Origin of the sequence: Flavobacterium sp. MR2016-29, from assembly GCF_015350695.1 — a bacterium.
Classification (GTDB): Bacteria; Bacteroidota; Bacteroidia; order Flavobacteriales; family Flavobacteriaceae; genus Flavobacterium.
Window position 1 is genome coordinate 28,638 of sequence record NZ_JADKPU010000010.1, and the last position, 23,696, is coordinate 52,333.

At 33.3% G+C, this 23,696-nt stretch carries 20 protein-coding genes; 14 read left to right on the top strand and 6 right to left on the bottom strand.

Translation table 11 applies throughout. The features are described from left to right. Positions 1-18: 18 nt before the first annotated feature. A complete protein-coding gene (locus IR010_RS17985; RefSeq protein WP_194605728.1) occupies positions 19-1,335 on the bottom strand; it encodes an MFS transporter in 1,317 nt (438 codons plus the stop codon). A 33-nt stretch (positions 1,336-1,368) separates the two neighbouring features. Then, positions 1,369-2,967, bottom strand: a complete 1,599-nt coding sequence (locus IR010_RS17990; RefSeq protein WP_194605730.1) for an MFS transporter — start codon at positions 2,965-2,967, stop codon at positions 1,369-1,371. Positions 2,968-3,391: 424 nt separating this feature from the next. Here IR010_RS17990 and IR010_RS17995 point away from each other — a divergent pair, with 424 nt between their 5' ends. From IR010_RS17995 to IR010_RS18020, 6 genes are all read left to right on the top strand, one after another. Then, a complete protein-coding gene (locus tag IR010_RS17995) occupies positions 3,392-4,327 on the top strand; it encodes an alpha/beta hydrolase (protein WP_228515194.1) in 936 nt (311 codons plus the stop codon). A 608-nt stretch (positions 4,328-4,935) separates the two neighbouring features. Next, complete coding sequence (locus IR010_RS18000) at positions 4,936-5,250, top strand: hypothetical protein (protein WP_194605732.1); 315 nt, start codon at positions 4,936-4,938, stop codon at positions 5,248-5,250. Between the two features lie 18 nt (positions 5,251-5,268). After that, positions 5,269-5,829, top strand: a complete 561-nt coding sequence (locus IR010_RS18005) for a 2'-5' RNA ligase family protein (protein ID WP_194605734.1) — start codon at positions 5,269-5,271, stop codon at positions 5,827-5,829. A 210-nt stretch (positions 5,830-6,039) separates the two neighbouring features. Further along, positions 6,040-6,963: a helix-turn-helix domain-containing protein gene (locus IR010_RS18010; protein ID WP_029273512.1), complete on the top strand. Its 924-nt coding sequence runs from the start codon at positions 6,040-6,042 to the stop codon at positions 6,961-6,963. A gap of 140 nt (positions 6,964-7,103) precedes the next feature. After that, positions 7,104-7,832, top strand: a complete 729-nt coding sequence (locus tag IR010_RS18015; protein ID WP_194605736.1) for an SDR family oxidoreductase — start codon at positions 7,104-7,106, stop codon at positions 7,830-7,832. A 235-nt stretch (positions 7,833-8,067) separates the two neighbouring features. Further along, positions 8,068-8,832 carry an SDR family oxidoreductase gene (locus IR010_RS18020; protein ID WP_194570598.1) on the top strand — a complete coding sequence of 255 codons (765 nt, stop codon included), beginning with the start codon at positions 8,068-8,070 and terminating at the stop codon, positions 8,830-8,832. A 97-nt stretch (positions 8,833-8,929) separates the two neighbouring features. On the opposite strand, the gene IR010_RS18025 is transcribed toward IR010_RS18020, so the two are convergent. The 3 genes from IR010_RS18025 to IR010_RS18035 form a co-directional block, all read right to left on the bottom strand. Next, positions 8,930-9,400 carry a PepSY-like domain-containing protein gene (locus IR010_RS18025; protein ID WP_194605738.1) on the bottom strand — a complete coding sequence of 157 codons (471 nt, stop codon included), beginning with the start codon at positions 9,398-9,400 and terminating at the stop codon, positions 8,930-8,932. Between the two features lie 205 nt (positions 9,401-9,605). Then, positions 9,606-10,310: a LytR/AlgR family response regulator transcription factor gene (locus IR010_RS18030; protein ID WP_194605740.1), complete on the bottom strand. Its 705-nt coding sequence runs from the start codon at positions 10,308-10,310 to the stop codon at positions 9,606-9,608. Continuing rightward, on the bottom strand, positions 10,307-11,347 hold the full coding sequence (locus tag IR010_RS18035) for a sensor histidine kinase (protein ID WP_029273517.1): 1,041 nt from the start codon (positions 11,345-11,347) through the stop codon (positions 10,307-10,309). The genes IR010_RS18030 and IR010_RS18035 overlap by 4 nt, the downstream gene beginning before the upstream one ends. Positions 11,348-11,511: 164 nt before the next feature. Between IR010_RS18035 and IR010_RS18040 the strand changes: the two genes are divergently transcribed. From IR010_RS18040 to IR010_RS18075, 8 genes are all read left to right on the top strand, one after another. Continuing rightward, positions 11,512-12,897, top strand: a complete 1,386-nt coding sequence (locus tag IR010_RS18040; protein ID WP_194605742.1) for a TolC family protein — start codon at positions 11,512-11,514, stop codon at positions 12,895-12,897. 12 nt (positions 12,898-12,909) lie between these two features. Then, a complete protein-coding gene (locus IR010_RS18045) occupies positions 12,910-16,206 on the top strand; it encodes an efflux RND transporter permease subunit (protein ID WP_194605744.1) in 3,297 nt (1,098 codons plus the stop codon). 73 nt (positions 16,207-16,279) lie between these two features. Continuing rightward, positions 16,280-17,368 carry an efflux RND transporter periplasmic adaptor subunit gene (locus IR010_RS18050; RefSeq protein ID WP_194605873.1) on the top strand — a complete coding sequence of 363 codons (1,089 nt, stop codon included), beginning with the start codon at positions 16,280-16,282 and terminating at the stop codon, positions 17,366-17,368. Positions 17,369-17,765: 397 nt separating this feature from the next. Next, entirely contained in the window at positions 17,766-18,035 is a 270-nt protein-coding gene (locus IR010_RS18055) for a hypothetical protein (protein ID WP_194605746.1), read from the top strand. 242 nt (positions 18,036-18,277) lie between these two features. Next, complete coding sequence (locus tag IR010_RS18060) at positions 18,278-18,529, top strand: hypothetical protein (protein ID WP_194605748.1); 252 nt, start codon at positions 18,278-18,280, stop codon at positions 18,527-18,529. A 542-nt stretch (positions 18,530-19,071) separates the two neighbouring features. Beyond that, positions 19,072-20,304 carry an SIR2 family protein gene (locus IR010_RS18065; protein ID WP_194605750.1) on the top strand — a complete coding sequence of 411 codons (1,233 nt, stop codon included), beginning with the start codon at positions 19,072-19,074 and terminating at the stop codon, positions 20,302-20,304. Beyond that, positions 20,304-22,028, top strand: a complete 1,725-nt coding sequence (locus tag IR010_RS18070; protein ID WP_194605752.1) for an ATP-binding protein — start codon at positions 20,304-20,306, stop codon at positions 22,026-22,028. The genes IR010_RS18065 and IR010_RS18070 overlap by 1 nt, the downstream gene beginning before the upstream one ends. 74 nt (positions 22,029-22,102) lie before the next feature. Beyond that, positions 22,103-22,639 carry a hypothetical protein gene (locus IR010_RS18075; RefSeq protein ID WP_194605754.1) on the top strand — a complete coding sequence of 179 codons (537 nt, stop codon included), beginning with the start codon at positions 22,103-22,105 and terminating at the stop codon, positions 22,637-22,639. A gap of 156 nt (positions 22,640-22,795) precedes the next feature. Here IR010_RS18075 and IR010_RS18080 read toward each other — a convergent pair whose 3' ends face one another. Beyond that, entirely contained in the window at positions 22,796-23,344 is a 549-nt protein-coding gene (locus tag IR010_RS18080) for a type 1 glutamine amidotransferase domain-containing protein (RefSeq protein WP_194605756.1), read from the bottom strand. Between the last annotated feature and the right edge of the window lie 352 nt (positions 23,345-23,696).

The following is a 23,696-nucleotide window of genomic DNA, read 5'->3' on the forward strand; positions in this document are numbered from 1 at the left end:
TCTGTTTTTAAGTAAAATTTACAATTCTACCTTTTTCATTCTCGGAACTAAAATGTGCATTATCAGCCAAGCCAATAAATAAGATGCACCGCAAATGCAAAACATAATAAAATATCCGGTTTCTATTTTTCCAAGTTTGGTGTAATAAACAAACATATTTTTCTGAACTACTAAAGTCAGTAAAATTCCTCCAAGCGCTCCAAACATACCTCCAATTCCTGTTACAGAAGCTGTTGCTTGTTTAGGAAACATGTCAGAAACTGTTGTAAAAATATTAGCACTCCAGGCCTGATGAGCAGAAACTGCCAGACCAATAACCAAAATTGCAAGCCACATATTTATAGCTCCCAAATACTGAGAGAACAATACTGGCAAAACTGCAAATGCATACAATAACATACTCGTTTTTCGCGCTTTATAAGCTGGCCAGTTGTTATTAATTAATTTTAATGGAAGCCAGCCACCGCCAATACTTCCAACGCTTCCAATCATATAAACCAAAGCACAAGGCCAAATAATTTCTGTAGATGAAAGCTTGTATTGTTTCATTAAAAAATCTGGAAGCCAGAACAAATAAAACCACCAAACCGGATCTGTCAATAATTTTCCGATGGCAAAAGCCCAAGTCTGGCGAAAAGAAAGCAATTTCATCCACGAAACCTTTTCTGTATCTTCTGTTTCAACTATTACTGTTTTATCTGAATTAATATATTCTAATTCAGCTTGTGACAAACGTTTTTGTTTTTCAGGTACTTCGTATAAAAGAAACCATAATCCGAGCCATACAAAACCAACAATTCCAGTTAAAATAAAAGCCCATTGCCATCCATAATTTGCAGCAATATGCGGCACAGTAAGCGGCACAATGATAGCACCAATATTACTTCCTGAATTAAAAATTCCTGTTGCCAAAGCTCTCTCTTTCTGCGGAAACCATTCTGCTGTAGCTTTTATCGCTGCAGGAAAATTTCCTGCTTCTGTAATTCCTAAAAACACACGGGCAATTAAAAATCCTCCTGTTCCTGTTGCAAGTGCATGACCAATTGCAGCCAAACTCCATAAGCCAGTTGCAATCGCGTATCCTAATTTGGTTCCTAGTTTATCTATAATACCTCCAGCAACCAACATTCCCATTGCGTAAGCAATTTTGAAAGCAAGCTCAATATTTGAATAATCAATAACTTCCTGTTCTGGTGTCCAGTGAAAAGCTTCTGCCAAAAAAGGACGCAGGTAACTTATTACATTTCTATCCAGATAATTAACAGTTGTTGCAAAAAAAACTAAACTACAAATAGTCCAGCGGTATTTTCCTATTGCTGCATTAGCTTGATTCATAATTTTGAGTTGGTTAGTTAGTTGGTTTAGATTTTATCGCAAATCAGTAATGGGTCTATATTTAGGAACTAAAGTTTTCATTACCACCCATCCAATTAAGTAACAAACTGCACAAATTGAGAAAATAATCATATAACCTGAGTTAATACCATTTACAACAGTATCTCCGGATTCTGATAATAATTTTAAGAAATCACCTAAATTACCAACACCTTTTTCTTTTAAAAATACCTTTTCTGTTTCTGGATTCAAAAATTGAGGATACTTCTCTAATAAAGATTGTCCGTTTATCAAACTCCAGTTCCTTTGCGTGAAATCAAATAAAAGTCCTGATCCTTTATTAATTAGAGTTGAACCTAAACCTCCTGCTAAACCTCCAATTCCTGTAACTGTGGCAATTGCTTTTTTAGGAAACATATCGCCAACTGTCGTAAAAATATTAGCCGACCAAGATTGGTGTGCTGCTCCTGCAATACCAATAATAATTACCGGTACCCAGTAGCTGATATATCCTAAAGGCTGAGCTACTAAAGCAAGCAATGGAAAGAATGCAAAAATCAACATCGCTCTCATTCTGCCTTCGTACGGGTTCATTCCTTTTTTCTCTACAAAATAAGTTGGCAGCCATCCGCCAATAATTGACAATAAAGTAATCATATAAAGTACAAACAGCGGCAAGGCAGCTTGTGTAGAATCCATTCCATATACAGAACTTAAATAAGCTGGAGTCCAGAATAAAAAGAACCACCAAACACCGTCTGTCATAAATTTTCCAAAGGCAAAAGCCCACGTTTGTTTGTATTTAAAACATTCTGCAAAAGATACTTTTGTTGAAGTTTCAGGCACGTAACCAATTATTTTAGCATCAGCGATATCATCTTGCTGAATATATTCTAATTCTGCCGCATTAACTCTTTTATGTTTTTCTGGTTTATCATACATAAAAACCCAAAAGCCCATCCAGACAAAACCTAGTGCGCCAATAATAATGAAAGCCATTTCCCATCCAAAAGATTTTGCAATAAACGGAATAGAGATTGGTGCTGCTAAAGCTCCAACTGTTGCTCCGGCATTAAAAATACTGGTAGAAAATGCTCTGTCTTTTTTTGGAAAATATTCTGCAGTTGTTTTAATTGCTGCCGGAAAGTTTCCTGCCTCGCCTATTGCCAAAACAAAACGTGCAAAAATAAAGAGCGTAACACTGACATTAATAACCATTCCAGTATCATTGACAGTGCGAATTGCTTCTTTTGCTCCTTCAAAACCAACAAACCAGTTTCCTGTAATTATTCCAGCAGTTGCAATACCGCAAAAAGCATGGAGACAAGCTCCTATAGACCAAATCCCGATGGCCCACAGAAATCCTTTTTTGGTATCCATCCAATCCACAAATCGTCCGGCAAACAATAATGAAACAGCATAAAAAATAGAAAATAAAGCTGTAATATTTCCGTAATCGTTATTTGTCCAATGAAATTCAGGTGCAATAAAATCACTCCATGTCAATGAAAGTACTTGTCTGTCTAGGTAGTTAATTGTAGTTGCAAAAAAAAGCAGTGCACATATACTCCAACGATACTTTCCTATAGATTTATTGGTCTGGCTCATTGCAGCGGTATTTGTTTGGTTCATGGTAGATAGTGTAAAATTTATAATCTTTTGGTTATTTAATTTTGCTATTCAACTCCAATTTATAAACACTAAAAATCAACGAGTTAAACATATCAAAATCAAATAATGTAATCGATTGCACAAATATAGTTTTTAATCTTTATATTCCAAATAAATTGTATAAAAAATTATTTTACACAATTAAATAAACATATCACATAAAAAAAATAATACAAAATTACATATTAAACAATATATTTGTTAAAAGACAACATATGAATTTTGTCCTTTTTAGGGGGTAAAATCGTCCTGAAATAACCAGTACCCCAGCCCTATTGAATTTTTAAATAAAAAGACCTTTTATAATCAGTCCAAAACTAAGAATTCAGACAAAAACTTTAATTTTGGCTTTATACTATTATAGTAACCTTAATCCTTTTTGAAATTGAAAAAACTTAAAATACGCATAGTAAAATTTTTTAAATTATTTGTTCTATTTTTAGCAATAAGCAATCTGACGCAGGCACAGAATCAGATAGTTCCTCTATGGAATAAAATCCCAGATGAAATTAAAGCTCCGGATTATAAAGAAAAAGAAATAATCAAGGAAGGACTGGTTCAAAGTACAAGTCTGGTTTCAATTCCAACTTTAAGCATTTTTGTTCCTACAGCAGTTAAACCAAATCAAACAGCGGTAATTATTTTCCCCGGCGGAGGATATTCACATCTTGCTATTGATAAGGAAGGAACAAAAGTTGCAAATTGGCTTAACAGTTTAGGAATTACAGCATTTGTACTAAAATACCGTTTGCCAAGCGATCTGATTATGAAAAATAAAAATATCGGCCCGCTTCAAGATGCTCAGGAAGCAGTAAGATATGTGAGAGAAAATGCTGCAAAATGGAATATCAACACCAATAAAATTGGAGCAATAGGGTTTTCTGCTGGCGGACATTTGGCATCGACACTGGCAACGCATTACGATGATAAAACATATGAATCGGCTTCAAAAATTAGTGCGCGCCCTGATTTTTCACTTCTGATTTATCCTGTAATTTCGATGCAAAACGAAGTAACACACAAAGGCTCTCAAACCAGTTTATTAGGCAATAATCCATCACAGGATTTAATTGATTCATTTTCAAATGAAAAAAAAGTTACACCACAGACACCTCCAACTTTCTTGGTTCATGCCACAGATGACGGAGCTGTTATTCCAGAAAATAGTATTTATTATTATCTGGCATTAAAGAAAAACGGAGTTACATCTGAACTGCATTTATATGAAAACGGCGGTCACGGCTTTGGTTTAGGCGTAAAAGACACAAGTAAAAACTGGACAAAAGACTGCGAAGAATGGCTTAAAAGTCATGGATATTAAGTAGCAAATTTTATAATAAAAAAAGGGTTTTTAAATTTGATTAACGTGTAATCAAATCTAAAAACCCGATAAAAATTAGATCTTATTGTATGCTTGCAAATTTATACAATAACCCACGATCTTATGAAAGTGGCAAATTTCATTAACTAGATTGTTTCTCCAAAAACAGTAATCTAATAGAAGTCATTAATGATGATTAAAAAGGCAAAAACATCTTAAATATCGACTTCTACAGCACAAATCTACAAGCCTGTTTAGAGAAATCATTACGGGTTTCCTCATTTTAGTAAAATATTTTTTTAGTTACCAAGTCGATAAGATGTTAAGATTCTTTCCCGAGACTTGGGAATGAAAAACTTAGTTGCTTTTCTTGTCCTAGATTAAGTTGAAAATACTTCTTTAAGACATAAATTTGTTTCATCAATTAAAAGTTCAATTAATAACTGAAAGTTAAACCGAAATAGATATAGAATTTTTTCTTGTCCTAGATTAAGTTGAAACTAATTTTTAACTGATAAATTTGCTAAAGAAATTACAAGTTATATAAACTTAGCAACTCAGTCCCGATGCTTCAGGATAGAAACTAAGAAGCTTAAAAAAAACTGATTATGAAAATATTTGAATTCTTAATACTCGGAAAAAACGAACCAATTTTAGAGATCTTACTAAGACTGGTAAATGCTTACGAAAACTGGAATGCAGTTGGTTTTAATGATGAAAAGGCGGCTCAAGAATATTTTCTAAACAACAAAATCGACATTGTTCTATTGAGTTCCGGAATCGAAGATCATGTCGAAAAAGAATTTACTTCTTTTTGCTTAAAACAACAGCCCGATGTCGAAGTAATTGAGCATTTTGGCGGCGGAAGCGGTTTGTTAAAATCAGAAATACAACACCGATTGTATCTGAAAGGAAAAATTTAGGTATATAACTTCTAATAAATGGAAAAGAAATATTCAGTTGCTATTTATCCTTCGCAAGAAGTTATTGATGCTGTCAAAACAATGAAAGATTATTTAAAAATCAAAATTGATTGGTACAGCAGCTGTAATTCAACCGCGCATATTACGATTTGCGAATTCACAATTGACGATTCTCAAATCGATAAATTCAAACAGAAACTTCTCAAAATTTGTGATACTTTTTTACCATCTCAAGTGTATTTCGATCACTTCGGATCCTACGAAAGCGGTGCGTTTTATATTGCACCAAATGAAAAATCAAAAGTAAATCTTAAACCCATTATGAAAAAGGTTCAAGAAATTTTGAAGCCTTTAAAACTTAAAAAAAGCGAAGATCCTCATATGTCAATCGGCAGAAAATTAACGCCCGAAAATCTCAGAATAGCGTCAGAACTTTTTACCACAATTGAAATAGATTTTTTATGCAAAGAAATTGTGTTGAGGGAACTTGATCCAATTAAAAAACAGTTTTTCGTAATTAAAACTTTCCCTTTTGGAAGCAATCCGCAGCCTGAGTTTGTTCAGGGAAGTTTGTTTTAATCATTTACTACAAAGGCACTAAGACATAAAGTTTTTTTTAATAATTCCTAAGATTTTAAGGAACGAAAAGTACCATAAAACGAAAAAAAAACTTTGCATCTTTATAAACTAATTATAAATACCACAAGATAAGCTTTGCGTCTTAGTAACTTCGCAGCAAAACTTCATAAACTTTTTTTCGTATATTTGAATTTTACAATTCATAACTATATGAAATCTCTAGATTCATTTTACCAAGATATTACGGAAGGCTCTACAATCGAACCAAGTTCATTATTGCCCAATGACATTCAAAAAGAAATTGGTCATTTTAATGTTTTTGATATTAAAGAACTTTTAGAACGACTTCAAGGAAAATCAGTAATGCCTTATGACAGACGCGCTTACTATAAAATCAGTTTAATTAGAGGGAAAAATAGAGCTGAATATGCCGATAAAATAATCGACATAGAAAAGCAAGGATTATTATTTGCTACTCCAAAAATTCCGTACAATTATTTACCGCAAGACACGAATCAATCCGGGCAATTTTGTGTTTTTACAAGTGAATTTTTATCTAAAAACAAAAGCGGCATCGATCTCGACGAACTTCCTATTTTTGCTTCAGACGGTTATCCGATTTTTCAGCTTACAGATGAAGAAGTTGAAGAGGTTGCATTGATTTTCAATAAAATACAAAAAGAAATCAATTCTGATTACATCTATAAATACGATTTGATTCGAAATTATGTTGCTGAACTGATTCACTTCGGACAAAAATTACAGCCTATAACAGCGCTTTATTCTAAGCATAATTCTGCTGCAAGAGTTTCGTCTTTGTTTGCTGAATTATTAGAAAGACAATTTCCTATAGAATCACCAAACCAACGATTAGAACTTCGAACAGCCAAAGATTTTGCATCAAGATTATCGGTTCATGTCAATCACTTAAATAAGGTTTTAAAAGAAAACACCGGAAAAACCACAACTGAATTAATCAGCAGCAGATTAACAAATGAAGCAAAAATTCTTCTAAAACAAACGGATTGGAATATCTCTGAGATCGCATATTCACTAGGTTTTGAAGAACTGGCTCACTTTTCAAATTTTTTTAAAAAACAAACTTCTATAACACCTTTGGCTTTTAGATTGTAGATTGATGATTTTTTTAGATTTTAAAATTCTTAATTTTTCTTTTCTCTGATTTGAATTTTGCAAACATCGGTTTGATATTTACAATTCCCCAACGCTGCTTCACTCCTACCTTTGTCTTATCAATTTAAAAGATCGAAAAGATGAATTTATCAAACAACAAAATTTTAATAACAGGCGGTGCCAGCGGTATCGGACTTGGACTTACTGAAAGATTTCTTCAAGAAAATAATACTGTAATTATTTGCGGACGAAGAGAATCTGTTTTAAATGAAGTAAAAACAAAATTTCCATCTGTCATTACAAAAGTATGCGACTTATCTTTAGAAGAAGACCGTGTTGCACTTTACAAATGGATTCAGGAAAATCATCCAGATTTAAATGTTTTAATCAATAATGCCGGAATTCAAAAATGGGTTTCTGTTACAGATGCTGATTTCTACGAAAGTATGAAAGCTGAACTGGCAACAAATATCGAAGCACCACTTCATTTAACTTCTTTATTTATTGAATTGAAATCTTTGACAACGGTAATGAATGTAACTTCTGGATTGGCTTTTTCGCCTTTTGCAAAAGTTCCGGTTTATTCTGCTACAAAAGCATTTTTCCGTTCGTTTACGATTTCACTTCGTCATTTATTAAAAGCAAAAAAAATTGAAGTAATTGAAATTATTCCGCCTGCACTTAATACAGATCTTGGCGGTGTTGGCTTGCATGACGCGCATCCGAGTGTAAGCGATTTCATTGTTTCTATTTTTGAACAATTAAAAGAAGGAAGAACAGAACTTACTTTTGGCACAAGTCAAATCAGATTAAATGCAAGTGTTCCGGAATTAAAGGCTTCATTTGAGGCTTTGCATTCTAACTTATAAGTTAACTTAAAATTTGAACACATAGAAACATAGATATTGTAAACCGTTAAAAGGCATTTCATTTATTTAAACAAGCATAGCAATGCAGTTAAACAGCTATGTGTTAGAAACTAGTTTCTTTTTTTATTCTTTACAAATCAAAATAAAATATATGTTTCTATGTGTTTAAATTTTTCTCTCGCAGATTTATCAGATCTGGCAGATTTTGAATTTTTAATTATATAACAAAATACAAATGGCAGTAAATACAAAAATAGCTCTAGTTACAGGCGGTAGCAGAGGTTTAGGAAAAAATATGGCAATTGCGATTGCAAAAAAAGGAATTGATGTAATTATAACTTATAACAGCAAAAAAGAAGAAGCTGATTTGGTTGTAAAAGAAATCGAAAGCTTAGGTCAAAAAGCGGCATCACTTCAATTAAATGTAGCGGAGTCAAGTACTTTTGATACTTTTTTTGAAAGTATTTCTTCAACTTTAAAAAACACTTTTAAGACGGATAAATTCGACTTTTTGGTAAACAATGCCGGAATCGGAATTCACAATTCATTCATCGGAACAACAGAAGCTGAATTTGATCAATTGACTAATATTCAGTTTAAAGGTCCGTTTTTCTTGACTCAAAAAGCATTGAATGTAATGAATGACGGAGGCGGAATTGTAAATATTTCTACCGGTTTAGCGAGATTTTCTTTCCCAGGTTATGCCGCTTATGCTTCGATGAAAGGTGCGATTGAAACTTTGACAAAATATCAGGCAAAAGAATTAGGCGCAAGAAAAATCAGAGCAAATGTAGTGGCTCCAGGTGCAATAGAAACTGATTTTGGCGGAGGTGTCGTTCGCGATAATGAGCAAATGAATCAGCAGATTGCATCGGTTACTGCTTTAGGAAGAGTTGGTTTGCCAGATGATATTGGCGGTGTGGTTGCTTTTTTATGTTCTGAAGAAGCGCGCTGGGTAAACGCACAGCGAATTGAAGTTTCTGGCGGAATGATGTTGTAATTATCAAATAGCTAAGGATAAAAATAAACCCGGCAAGTTTTAAAAACTTGCCGGGTTTGGCATTTAACCATATTGAATTAGTAAGCAATATTCTCTTTTAATTTTTCTCAATTATGACATCGAAACCTCCGTTTTTATCGAATACGACGTCATAAAATTTAGAACTTTTTTCTACTCCGACTTCATAAGTTGTTTCGTTTTTATAATCGACGACCACAGCAATTTCTCGAATGGCATTGGCCGGATAATTTTTCTTTAAATAAGCTTGCGCTCTTGCAGGCAATTGGCTTAACGGAATCTGTAATTCAAATGCTTTTAAAACTCCCAAATTATCATAAACAGCCAGCGCTTCGGCATTTGTATCTGTTTTAAATTTGGCCTCATACCGAATTTCATCATTATCATCTCCAACATATTCTACCGACCAAAGCGGTATTTTATTTGGATATTCTTTCTGAAAAGTAAACAGCACTTTTTCAGGCGGCGTTATTTTTTCAGGAGAAACTCCGTTTTGACCGATTATCAAACTGCTGTATAAAAAGAGAAAAACAAGTAAAAAATTTTTCATAATTCATCATTTTTAAATTAACAACTTCAAAATAACGTATTAAAATTACTACTTTAAAATGAAGAATAAATGAATTTTTTGAAAATGTTTTTTGTCTCAGTATTCAGTCTCAGTGTTCAGTCTCAGTGATCACACTCACAATTCATAACTCATAACTCACAACTCACAACTCAAAATTCACAACTCACAATTCACAACTCACAATTCACAACTCCTTCTTAACCCTATCCAGCAATTCCCTCTTATAAGTTATGCCAATTGGTAATTTTTCGTTTTTAATGATAACAAAATCTTTTTCTGTCACTTCTATTTTGTCGAGCGCCACGATATACGATTTATGAATTCGCATAAAACTTTTCTCCGGAAGGCATTTCTCTAATTCGCTGGTTGTTATAGAAGCCAGATACGTTCTTTTTATAGTATGCAATTTCACGTAGTTGCCAAAACTCTGTGCAAACAAAAGCTGTTCCAACTCAATATCCATAAAATAACCGTCGACTTTTACATTTACCGTATTTACAATTATTTCATCTTCTTTAATTTTTACATTTTCTGTCGAAAAAAAGCGATCAATAGCTTTTAAGAATCTTGGAAAATAAATAGGCTTCAGTAAATAATCAATAACACCATAATCGTAGCTTTCGAGTGCAAACTCAGAATAAGCCGTCGTTAAAATGGTTTTAGGATGATTCGGAATAATCTTTAATAATTCCATTCCAGAGATTTCTGGCATATTAATATCCAAAAACATCAAATCGACATGGTTTTCACGAAGATAATCCATTGCTTCAATGCCATTATAACCCTGAAAAACCAATTCTAATTGCGGATTTTGCTTGATGTAATTCGCCAGCACGTAATGTGCTGCCGGCTCATCATCTACAATTATACATTTTTTTGGTTCTTTCATTCTACAAACTTTTTCAATTGTAATTTCAAATCTACGATGTACGTATTTTTATCGTCTTGAATATTTAATTTATAGTCTTTTCCGTAAATCAAATTCAAACGTTCAATTGTATTTTTCAAACCAATTTTAGTCGAAATCACATCAGCTTTTTTCTTCGGAATTGAATTTACAAGATGTAAATGCAATAAACCGTTTTCTACTGTAATAAAAATGCGGACAAAACATTTTTCGATGGCACAGGTTCCGTGTTTAAAAGCATTTTCAATAAATGCGATCAACAGCATCGGTGACACTTTATATGCATTTTCGTTGTCAATTTTACAGTCGTATGTTATTTCACAGCGGTAACCCACTCGCTCTTTTTCAAGCTGTACATAACTGTTTATAAATTCCAGTTCGTCTTCTAAAGATACACATTGTTTGTTATTGCTTTCCAATTGATAACGCATCAATTGCGAAACTTTCATAATCAAATCTGGTGTTCTGTCCGGGAATTCTAAACTGATTCCGTAGAGCGTATTGAAAGTATTGAATAGAAAATGCGGATTCAATTGTCCTTTTAAAGAATTCAATTGCATTTCATTGAAAAGCAGGGCTTCGTCAGTGCGTTTTCTATGAATTCGGTAGAATTTAAAAACGATAATCGGACTTAAAATACAAACCAATGTTCCTAAAACACTTGCCAATTGGTACACATAACTTCGTTGATGCGAGTTTTGATACAAACGAAAACTGCTGAACATATCGAGCATTGTAATTTCATATAAAATGACCGAAAAAACGAATACTCCAAAAAGAGTTAAAAAGATGTATGTTACTGGGCGCTGTGTTTTAAATAATATAGGAAGCAGAAAAAAACGATTAAATTGGGCATGCATGTATAAAATAAAATAGAAAAAAATGCCCATTAAGATGGAAGCTGCCGAACTGAACAGCATCCAATCATTTTTCAGCGTATATATGGTAAAGGAAAAACCAACAACAGCAATTTCCTGCCACCATTTGTTATCCAATATGTTATCAAACTTTTTATTCATTTTTAAAACTTAAATAGTTTACAAATTAACCACAAATTTTTAATTTTTATTCCCAATAAATGACAAATTGAATTGGTCATTTATTATCGCAGTACATCATTTATCAAGGCTAAAATCGGAGCAAGAGAAATAATTTTGTTAGATAATTTCACACTTTGAGTTTTATGTATTTCAAAAAAATTACTTTATTATTTTTCTTGATTTTTGCCTCCATTGGTTATTCTCAAAACTTGTCTTTAAAAGAAGCTATAAAAACAGGTCTTGAAAACTACGGTTCAATCAAAGCAAAAACCAATTACACCAGCGCCTCAAAAGAGACTCTAAAACAATCTCGCCGTGATTATCTTCCTAATCTAAATTTATCTGCTCAGCAGGATTATGGAACCATCAACGGACAAAATGGTGCTTTATACGGATTTAATGGTTTAGGAACTGCTTCTTCCGGACCTGCCTTGCCAGACCAAAACTGGAACTCAGCTTTTGGGGCTTTGTATTTAGTCAACATGAACTGGGATTTTTTCACCTTCGGAAAAATTCAGGAGAAAATCAATTTGGCTAAAATGGATGTTCAGGCCAAAGAAAAAGATTTAAGGCAGGAAATGTTCCAGCAGGAAATTAAAATTTCAGCAGCGTACTTAAATTTATTGGCAAGCCAAAGATTATTGATTTCACAGCAAAAGAATTTAAGCCGTGCAGAAGTTTTCAAAAAGACAGCTGTTGCGCGAGTTAAAAACGGATTATTGGCTGGAGTTGATTCGACTTTGGCAACTGCAGAAGTTTCTAAAGCTAAAATTGCTTTAAACCTGGCTCGCAACTTTGTTAAAGAACAAAACAACAAATTAGTCGATCTAATGGGTGTTGCTCCTCAGGATTTTGTTACCGATACCCTTTTTGTAAATCAGATTCCGAAAGAGGTTTTAAAAGCAACTGCTTCTACAGACAGTCTGCATCCACTTCTTCAATATTATAAAACGAAGATTGACTACAGCAATCAGCAAGTTAAATTATACAAGCGTTTTTATTATCCTACAATGAGTGCTTTTGGTGTTTTGCAGACAAGAGCATCAGGTTTTCAATCGGATTATATAACCAATCAGACCGCTTTCAGCAGAAATTACTGGGACGGCGTGAACCCGGATCGTACCAATTATTTGGTTGGAATTGGAATCAGCTGGAATTTAACAACTCCATTTAGAATGAGCAAACAAGTCAGCGCTCAGAAATTTGTTTCGCAAGGTCTTCAGGAAGAATACAATCAGGTTGACAGAGAATTAAAGTCACAATTAGCCTTGGCTGATGATAAAATCAACATCACACTTGACAATTATGCCGAAGCGCCAATTCAGGTTGATGCAGCGAAAAGAGCATATTTGCAAAAATCAACTTTATACAAAAACGGATTAACAGATTTAACCGATTTAACACAAACAATTTACACATTAAATCGTGCGGAAATTGACCGTGATATTGTCAACAACAATGTATGGCAGTCGTTTTTGCTTAAGGTAGCCGCAACCGGCAATTTTGACTTATTTATAAATGAATTTTAATTATAGAGCCTAATGAATTTAATACGTTTCGCACTCCGCAAACCCATCTCCATATTAGTATTGGTTGCGGGTCTATTTTTCTTCGGAATTGGTGCCATCAAGGACATTAAGGTAGATATTCTTCCGAAGATGAACTTGCCGGTTATTTATATCGCGCATCCTTTTGGAGGATACACTCCAGACCAAATGGAGGCTTATTTTGCTAAAACTTATGTCAACATTTTACCTTTTGCAAATGGTGTAAAATCTGTTGAAACCAAGAATATCCAAGGGTTAATGATTATGAAATTAACCTATTATGAAAACACAAACATGGCGCAGGCAGCAGCCGAATTAAGTTCGCTTTCGAACAGGATTCAGGCAGCATTTCCTCCGGGAACACAGCCTCCTTTTATCATTCGTTTTGATGCTTCTTCGTTGCCAATCGGGCAATTGGTGTTGAGCAGTAAAATCAGATCGAATAACGAATTGCAGGATTTAGCCAACGTTTATGTTCGTGCTTCTTTTACTTCGATTCCAGGTTTATTATCGCCAGCACCTTTCGGCGGAAGCCCAAGAACTATTGAGGTTAACGTAGATCCAGATTTATTGCGTTCGCATAATATGACGCCAGATCAAATTGTTGAAGCCATTCGTATCAACAACCAAACGGCGCCTTCTGGAAATGTTAGAATGGGCGATGTAAACTACATTACGCCAACGAACAATACCATTAAAGAAGTTAAAGATTTTGAAAATATACCGTTGTTTAAAGGGAGCGTTCAAAACTTAAAATTAGGCGATGTTGCCACTGTAAAAGATGGTGCCGATATTACGCAGGGTTATGCTTTGGTAAACGGAAAACGCTCAGTTTATATCAGTATTGCAAAAGCGGGAGATGCTTCGACTTGGGATGTGGTTCAGAAATTAAAAGCCGAATTGCCTAAAATTCAGAGTACACTTCCTGAAGATGTAAAATTATCATACGAATTTGACCAGTCGGTTTATGTAATTAATTCGGTTAAAAGTTTAGTTACAGAGGGAATTATCGGAGCCGTTCTAACCGGTTTAATGGTTTTATTATTTTTAGGAGATAAACGTGCGGCCTTGATTGTAATCTTAACGATTCCGATTTCGATTATTTCTGGCGTTTTATTCCTTAAATTATTCGGACAAACGATCAACTTAATGTCTTTAAGCGGATTGGCTTTGGCAATTGGTATTTTGGTGGATGAAAGTACCGTAACCATCGAGAATATTCACCAGCATCTCGACATGGGAAAACCAAAAGCACTCGCGATTTGGGATGCCTGTCAGGAAATTGCGTTGCCTAAATTATTAATCTTGCTTTGTATTTTAGCCGTGTTTGCACCCGCTTTTACCATGGTTGGTATTCCTGGAGCGTTGTTTTTGCCTTTAGCATTGGCAATTGGTTTTTCAATGGTAATTTCGTTTTTACTGTCTCAGACTTTTGTTCCTGTTATGGCAAACTGGCTGATGAAAGGATACGATAAACACGAACATACTCCAGAAATCACAGATGATGAAGCAGAATTTAATGCATGCGGTTTGACTCCAGAATCTGAAAAAGATCTGATCACGCAGAAAAAAGGATATGTTGAAAAAATAGATACAGACAATAACGGAAAAATTGGCGCTTTTGAGCGTTTCAGAATCCGATTCATGAGAACTTTGGATCGTTTGTTTCCTTTTAAAAGAGCAGCTGCCTTAATCTACTTAATTGTAATTACGCTTCTTGCTGTAGTATTTCTTAATTTCATCGGAAAAGATGTTTTTCCAAAAGTAAACTCAAGTCAGTTTCAGCTGAGAATGCGCGCTCCCGATGGAACACGTTTAGAAAGAACAGAAGAAAAAGCCATTATTGTTCTGAAAGAATTAAAGAAAATGGTTGGGCCGGAACATATCGGAATCTCATCTGTATACGTGGGTCAGCACCCGTCTTTATTCTCGATTAACCCAATTTATTTGTTCATGGCAGGTTCGCACGAAGCTGTTTTTCAAGTAAGCTTAAAAGAATATCATACGGATATGGACAATTTTAAAGACGAATTTAGAAAGCGTCTTAAAAAAGTGCTTCCGGATGTAAAAATCTCTTTTGAACCAATTGAATTGACGGATAAAGTTTTAAGCCAGGGTTCTCCTACTCCAATCGAAATTCGAATTGCAGGAAAAGACAAAAGAAGAAATGAATTATACGCAAATCAAATTGTAGACAAACTAAAAGCGATTTCGTATTTCAGAGACGTTCAAATCGGGCAGCCAATTCACTATCCAGCAATGAATATTGATATTGACAGAACTCGCGCAGCCGAATTAGGCGTAGATATGAATGATATTTCTAGATCGTTAGTTGCTTCGACCTCATCATCTCGATATACAGAGAAAAATACTTGGGTAGATGAAAGAGCAGGATTATCGTATAACGTTCAGGTGCAAGTGCCTTTGAACAAAATGAAAAGCAAAACAGATATTGGCGAAATTCCGGTACTAAAAAACTCGCTTCGTCCTGTTTTGAGTGACGTTGCAAAAATTACACCGGGATTTGTAAGCGGTGAAAATGACAATTTAGGGGCTATGCCATACATTACCGTTACAGCAAACATTTACCAGACCGATTTAGGGACGGCAACAAAAGATGTTGGTGCAACAATTAACTCATTAGGCGAATTACCACGCGGTTTGTTTATTACGCCAATTGGGTTAAGTAAAGTATTGGAAGAAACATTAAGCAGTTTACAAGTCGGATTATTGGTTGCCATCTTTGTAATCTTCTTAATGTTAGCCGCTAATTTCCAGTCGTTCAAAGTTTCGCTGGTCATTTTAACAACAGTTCCGGCGGTGGTTTTAGGAGCATTATTAATGTTGACTATTACAGGTTCTACCTTAAATTTACAGTCGTATATGGGAATCATCATGTCGGTTGGGGTTTCGATTGCCAATGCGGTTTTATTGGTTACGAATGCTGAGCAATTGCGAAAACGAAACGGAAATGCATTAGAATCTGCACGTGAAGCCGCGGCGCTGCGTCTTCGTCCTATTATCATGACTTCTGTTGCGATGATTGCGGGAATGCTTCCAATGGCAATTGGTCACGGCGAAGGAGGCGATCAGGTTTCTCCGTTAGGAAGAGCCGTTATTGGCGGATTATTATTCTCAACCTTTACGGTTTTACTAATTTTGCCGTTAATTTTCGCTTGGGCACAGGAAAAAACAACAACACAATCGGTTTCTTTAGATCCGGAGGACGAAGAAAGCATTCATTATATCTCATCATTAAAATCGAAAAATGAAATCACCACTAAAAAATAATTTGTTGAAAACAACTACCAATAAATTAAAAGGTGATACCATAAATGACCTTTATAAAATAACTTTCACATTTATGAAAAATAAAATAGTATTATCAACCGGATTATTTTTTGCAGCCTTATTTTTTCTAAGCAGTTGCAATTCAAACAAAAAAGAAGAAGCTGTTGCCGAGTTAGAACCTAAAACAGAAACGATACTTTTAGAAAAACAAAAACTGACAACCGAATTGCGCCTGCCAGCCGAAATAACAGGTTTCCAGCAAGTTGATCTTTACGCAAAAGTAAGCAGTTTTGTAAAATTGCTTAAAGTTGATATTGGAACAAAAGTAAAAAAAGGACAGCTTTTGATTGTTTTAGAAGCGCCAGAAATAAGTTCGCAATTGGCTGCAGCCGAATCGAGATTAAAATCGATGGAAGCGATTTACGCAACCAGCAAAAGCACCTACAACCGTTTGTACGAAACAAGCAAGGTAGAAGGAACTATTTCTAAAAATGATTTAGAAATGGCAAGCGGTAAAAAGAATTCTGATTACGCACAATACCAAGCCGCAGTTGCAGGACACAAAGAAGTTTCGATTATGAGAGGCTATCTTGAAATTCGCGCTCCTTTTGATGGTGTTGTAGCGGCAAGAAATGTGAATTTAGGAACATTTGTAGGTCCAGCCGGAAAAGGTTCTGATTTGCCTTTATTAACGATTCAGCAGCAAGATAAATTGCGTTTGGCTGTTTCGGTTCCGGAATTGTACACAGGATATTTGCACACAGGCGACGAAATGAGTTTTAATGTAAAATCATTGCCAGAAAATTTTAAAGCTACCATTACAAGAATGTCTGGCGCTTTAGATTTAAAATTAAGATCTGAAAGAGTAGAAATGGATATTCATAATACCAAAGGAGATTTATTGCCAGGAATGGTAGCCGAAGTTTTATTGCCATTGAACGCGAAAGACAGCACTTTTGTGATTCCGAAAACGGCTTTGGTAAGTTCTGCCGAAGGTTTATATGTAATTAAAGTACTAAACCACAAAGCAACACGAGTTGATGTGAAAAAAGGAAGAGAAATCGATGATAAAATTGAAATCTTCGGCGATTTGAACCCGAAAGATAAACTGGTAAAAATTGCCAGCGAAGAAACTAAAGAAGGCGATATAATAAACGAATAACCTGCGTTTGAGTCTTCTTCTAGTAGATTACCCAAAAACTGTACGCTTAATGCGGCATTTTAAAATTAGATTTGATTTTAGAATGCAAATTTGCCAAAAGGGGCGGTGCTGTTAAAGTACCGTCCTTTTTTTGTTTTGGGAGGTTTTGGAGGTTTCGCGGAGATTCGCTGAGATGGCGCGGAGGTTCGCGGAGGTTTTTTATGGCTTGTGAATTAATCTCGCGGAGTCACAATTTTTTTTTCAACTACACAGTGATGAGAAAATTTAAGTTTCGGTCAGAACACATTGTTTTTTTTTTCTACTCTTGGTTAATTCTTAGAAAAAGGCATTTATGGAAAACCGTAAACAATAATCAAAATACTAGTTTACTTTTCCAAAAAATTTAAATAATATAATTATGGGAACAACAGTAGGAACAGTATTAATATCTTATGATATTAATAAATCACATTCAACAGTTAAAGCAGCATTAGAAAATTTAGGCTATCATGACAATTTCAAAAATTCCAATGATCCAAAAACGTATCTTTTACCAAATACAACAATGTGGCATTCAAACAAATCCTCCGATCAAGCTATGAGTGATTTAAAATCAGTTTGTAGAAGTTTACAAGTCACACTTGAAAAAGCCGTAGCAGTTAAAGCTACAGATTTTGTAGGGATTTAAGTAAATGTAATTTAAAATTTGCGAAAAGGGATGGTCCTTTAAAAAGTATCACCCCTTTTTTTTAATTATGAAAAGTACATTTAGCATTTGTAATTAGAATTTTATATTTTTAATCACAACAACAAATCCAACTTAATACCAAACAATTACGAGAAATTTTACAGTTTTAGTAATCCTGATTTTAGTAGTATCAAGTACATATTCAAACAAATTAAAAATTAACCCTATTCTCAACACAGTTAATGAAAATATTTCTTCAAAAAGAAGATAATGACATTGTTTATAAACTTTTTCCAACACAAAATTTGTGGACATTTATAAAATTAAACACAAGAAATGGGCAAATGTGGCAAGTTCAATATGATACGAAAGAAAACAATCGTTTAGAAACATCTTTAAATTTAATACCTCTTGTTGTAAAGGAGAATGAGGTCAATAATAGATTTACTCTATTTCCAACACAAAACATTTTTACCTTCATTCTTCTTGATTAACTTGATGGTAAAACATGGCAGGTTCAATGGTCTACGAAAGCTAATGAACGTCTTGTTATTCCAATAGAATAAAAATACTAACACTACACTTGTACCAATAAGAAGGATGTTTTCCTTAAAATTTCTCAGGAGATATTTCTCGATGTTCCTTCCAATCTTTTGTGCCAAACCACACCACAAAAGGATTTTCCCTCTCATCGGGGCTAGAGCACTCATTTTCAAAAGGTATAAATCAGGTATAAATCAGGTATAAATCAGGTATAAATCAGGTATAAATCAGGTATAAATCAGGTATAAGTACGTGGTTAGTTAGATTGTTAAATTGATATTTTTGATAAACATTTACACCCTAATGTAGACCATTGATTAAATTCATTGAAGTAAAAATACATACAATTACAATGATTATAAATAGACACTTTATGTTTTCCCGTAATCATCTATATAAAATTGCATATATATATTTAACTAATCAAAAACAATATCTTTAAATATTTTTTTACGTTATCTAAAAAACTCATCCCAAATAATACTCGATTATCATGATTATATTAAAAAACAAGAAAAAAACAATTGAAATTGAACAGGACAATAAAATTTTTACTTCAGCAAAAATTATTACTGATAAAGATATATTTGAATTTACATCCGACCAAGATGGAAACTTTGAGTATGAGGGAAAAACAATTTCTTTGAAAGATTATATTGAAGACGAAAAAAGAAGTTTCTATAAAAACCTTATCCAAAATAAATATAATGAAATCGAAAACATTATCATTCTATCTGGTGCAGGTTCTTCTGTTACCATTGGTAAAACAAAAAAAGGCTTAGCTATGTCCGGTTTATGGGAATTGTTTGAAAAAGAAGACAGTACAACTTTAAATGTATTGCTAACTAAAACCGGTCATGATAAAAAAGTCAAAGATTTAGAAGCTCTTTTATCTTTAGCAGGAATTTACAACGTTGTAAACAAAGGATCAATAGAGAAGGAAATTATTAAAGTTAAAGAATTTATAGTGTTCAATTGCTCCCTAAATTTGCCTTCCAACTCGCCTCATGAAAAATTTCTAAATAAAATTACATTAAGGCCTCAAAAATATCCAAGAATAAAGCTGTTTACATTAAATTATGACACACTATTTGAACAAGCTGCCAGCGAAGAAATGTTAACCGTTATAGATGGTTTTACTTTTTCAAATCCTAGAGAATTTAATGGCAAGTATTTCGACTACGACATTATAGAAACTCGTCATAATAGACAGGATAAAAAAGATAGCACAATATCAAAACTATTTTATCTTTTCAAAATGCATGGTTCTTTGAATTGGCAAAAAAAGGATAAAAAAATAGTACAAGCTGATAGCAAAAGCATTATTATCAATGATAGAGTTATGATTTTTCCACAGGATAGTAAATATGAACACTCTTATGAACAACCTTATTTTGAAATGATGGCACGTTTTCAGCAGTCATTACGCACTGAAAACACATTATTAATAACTATAGGATTCAGTTTTGTAGACAAACATATTTCATCTGTTATACTAGAATCTTTGAAACAAAATCCGGCGCTTAATCTGATTGCTTTTGGATACCCTGAAGTAATTTTACAAGATAATGAATACCAAAAGGATTTACATAGAGCAACTCAACAAAGTAGAATAACTCTAGTTGCTGAAACATTTGAAAAATTAGCTGACGAATATCCAGAAAACATTTCTTACAAAAGAAACGATATACTTGAAGAATTGTCTCAACTTATAAATAAAAAATAATGGATCCATATTCAGAAAGTAGATTTATAGGATTCGTTACAATGGTTTCTCCATTACAAACAAGAGTTCATTTCCCTTCGTCAATATTGTTGAAAAAATTTTTCAATGCAGATGATGGCTATCATGCTATTACTGGTAAGTACGTCGTAATCGAAGGAACAGGATGTGGCTTTTTAGGTAAAATAGCAGAAATAGCATTACCTGAAAAAGAAAGATTAGAACTTACTGAATCAAAATTTGAAAAAGATGTTTTTCATCCGACAGGAAAAATAGAAATATTATTGTGTTTTGATAATTATAAACTTAAAGCAAAAAAAGGCTTAGATCAATTGCCTCCGGTTAGCGCAAAAGTTTATTTATGTTCAGACACTTTTTTAGGTTCATTACTCACTCAATTTGGAGTGAAAGACGGCATTGTACCAAAAACTCTTCCTTTAGCAACTTTGCCCGATAACGAAAATCATAAAATTGATGTATCTTCTCAAGCTTTGTTTGGAAGGCATTGCGCAATAGTTGGAACAACTGGAGGAGGAAAAAGCTGGACAGTTGCCAAATTAATTGAGCAAGTTGTTGCACAAAATGGCAAGGCAATTTTGATTGATGCCACTGGAGAATATGAGACTTTAAAATCAAACGAAATTGATTATTATAAATTTAATGAAATATCACAAGACGGTATTTATTTTAATTATAAAAAATTAAGAGAAACTGATTTGTTTGCATTATTCAGGCCTTCACAACAATCGCAATTACCAAAGCTTCAAGAAGCAATGAAGAGTTTGAGATTAATCGAAATCATAAATAATAAAAACACCCCCCTTGATACAACTGATAGTTTAATCAAAAACGAAGCTTTTACTACCAGTAGAGAACATGGATATACAACACTGAAGAAAAAAGATACAACGGAAAATTTTAAATATATATCAGCATGTAAAAATAATACAAGTGTTTATTCAAATCACTGTACTTTTGAAATGACTGCCTTGGCAGCTCAAATATTAAGTGAATGTGTATACGATAATGGAAGCCCAGACAATCCGGCAAGAAATAATTGTCAGTCATTAATTTCAAGGATATTGTTAACGACAAATGATCGATCATTCTTAAATGTTTTTGATTTCAAGAATGAACTTGATCTTTTATGTAAAAATGAATTTGAAAGTATATTTGAGAATTTTTTAAGAGGTAAATCAAATGTTTTAATTCTTTCGGTTTCTAATGTTTCTACTGAAAACAAACTACGTGAAATTTTAGTTAATTCAATTGGACGTTATTTATTAGAAAAAGCTCTTAGCGAAGCTTTTAAAGCGGCAAGCAAAAAAAGTCTTTTATTATTTTTAGATGAAGCTCATTTATTTTTAAATAAGAAAGTTAAAGACGAATACTCAATAGAAGTTGAACTAGATGCTTTTGATAGAATCGCCAAAGAATGTAGAAAATTTGGCTTATTCCTAGTTATATCAACACAAATGCCAAGGGATATTCCTAGAGGGGTTTTAAGTCAGATGGGAACTTTTATTGTACATCGATTAATTAATCAACAAGATAGAGAAGCGATTGAATTTGCTTGTTCTGATGCTAATAAAAGTGCTTTATCATTTTTACCTATTTTGAGTTCTGGTGAAGCAATGTTAACTGGTGTTGATTTTCCCATGCCGATGATTTTAAAAATAACTGAACCTAACGTAAAACCTGATTCCAATACTCCAAGTGTTTTTTAAAATTTTGATACCACCAGTATTATGCAATACTAAATTGACACTACAAAAATTAAAAATAAATTTAAGCCAAAATCATGAGAATCATTGACAAAATCGAGGAAGTAATTAAGCAATTTAGTCAACATTTTGACAAAATAGAGGATGAATTTAATCTTCATAATGATTACTTTAAATCGCTAATTTACTCAGAGCACGATACAATCGGTCAAGTTCTCAAGCATCATTTGGTTGTAGAACATTATTTGACAAACTATCTACAAGCTAGTTTTACAACTCTTGATTTTGATTCAGCAAAACTTTCCTTCTCACAGAAAGCAAATTTAATTTCAATTCATGACACTCGAGCTTCATTCGTCAAACCAGGTATTATTGAACTAAATAGGATTAGAAACAAATTTGCACATAATCTAAAAGTAGAGTTGTCCTTAAGGTCAATGAATGAAATGTTAAAGGTACTAAAGATATCAAGGAAAGAAAAAGAATATGATAATCCTCTTGAAGTACTGATTGATTTTTCTACCGTTGCTTCTACTTTTTTAATTGTAAATACAGAAGAAATTAATTTACTTTTTCAAGAAATATTTGATGCTATAAAAAATCATAAAGGATAATCAGACTGTCCATAATCACCCGCTCGTGCTCACAAGCAAAAAACTAATGATTCAGTATAACTATGTAATTATGAGTAATTAAACTGCCAATTTAAAAAAATGCAAGACCAAAATTGATCTTGCATTTTTTATAACTTGATAAATAAAAGCATCTTTTTACACTGTCTGACGCTCGTGTTTTCCTTCTTTAATTTCTTCAACCATTTTTTTATTAAAAGCAGGCAAATCACCAGGGTTTCGGCTGGTTACTAATCCATTGTCTACGACTACTTCTGAGTCTTCCCACTGTGCTCCGGCATTTTGCAAATCTTTTTTAACAGAGAAGAACGAAGTTACTTTTCGACCTTGTAAAACATCAGCATTTACAAGAATTTGAGGTCCATGACAAATAGCTGCTACTGGTTTTTTACTTTCAAAAAAGGAACGTACAAAATTTACTGCTCCCTCTTCTCTTCTTAATAAATCCGGATTTATAACGCCACCAGGAAGAACCAAAGCATCGTAATCTGCTTCATTTGCCTGATCTAATACAACATCAACATTATATTCTTTGCTCCAATTACCGTCTTTCCAAGATTTGATAGTTCCTGATTTCAAACTGATGATATCTGCGTTCCAACCTTGCTCTTCTAGATAGGCTTTAGGAGATGATAATTCTGATTCTTCAAAACCGTCTGTGGCTAATATGGCTATATTCTTTTTCATAATTTTAAATATTAAAATGTTATTAATTTGATTTTAGTTAAAATTAGTTATTTCAGACAGCCAGCGAAAACAGACTATGTTAAACCTTTCTTTAATAAAAGTTAATTAATTGAAATTCAAATTATTATTAAAAATTAAATTGAAATTATATAAAATTCATGTCAATTTAGTTTACTATTTTATAGGATGAAAGCTGAAAAAACAATTCTATAAATTAGTTATACAAAATAAAAAACTGCCCATTTCGAAGTTTTTCTCAGCTAAGCAAATACCTTTTTTCTGGATAATTCTAAAAATTCAAGATCATAAAAAATTGAATACCAGCATAAATAAACTACCTTCACTAAAAAAC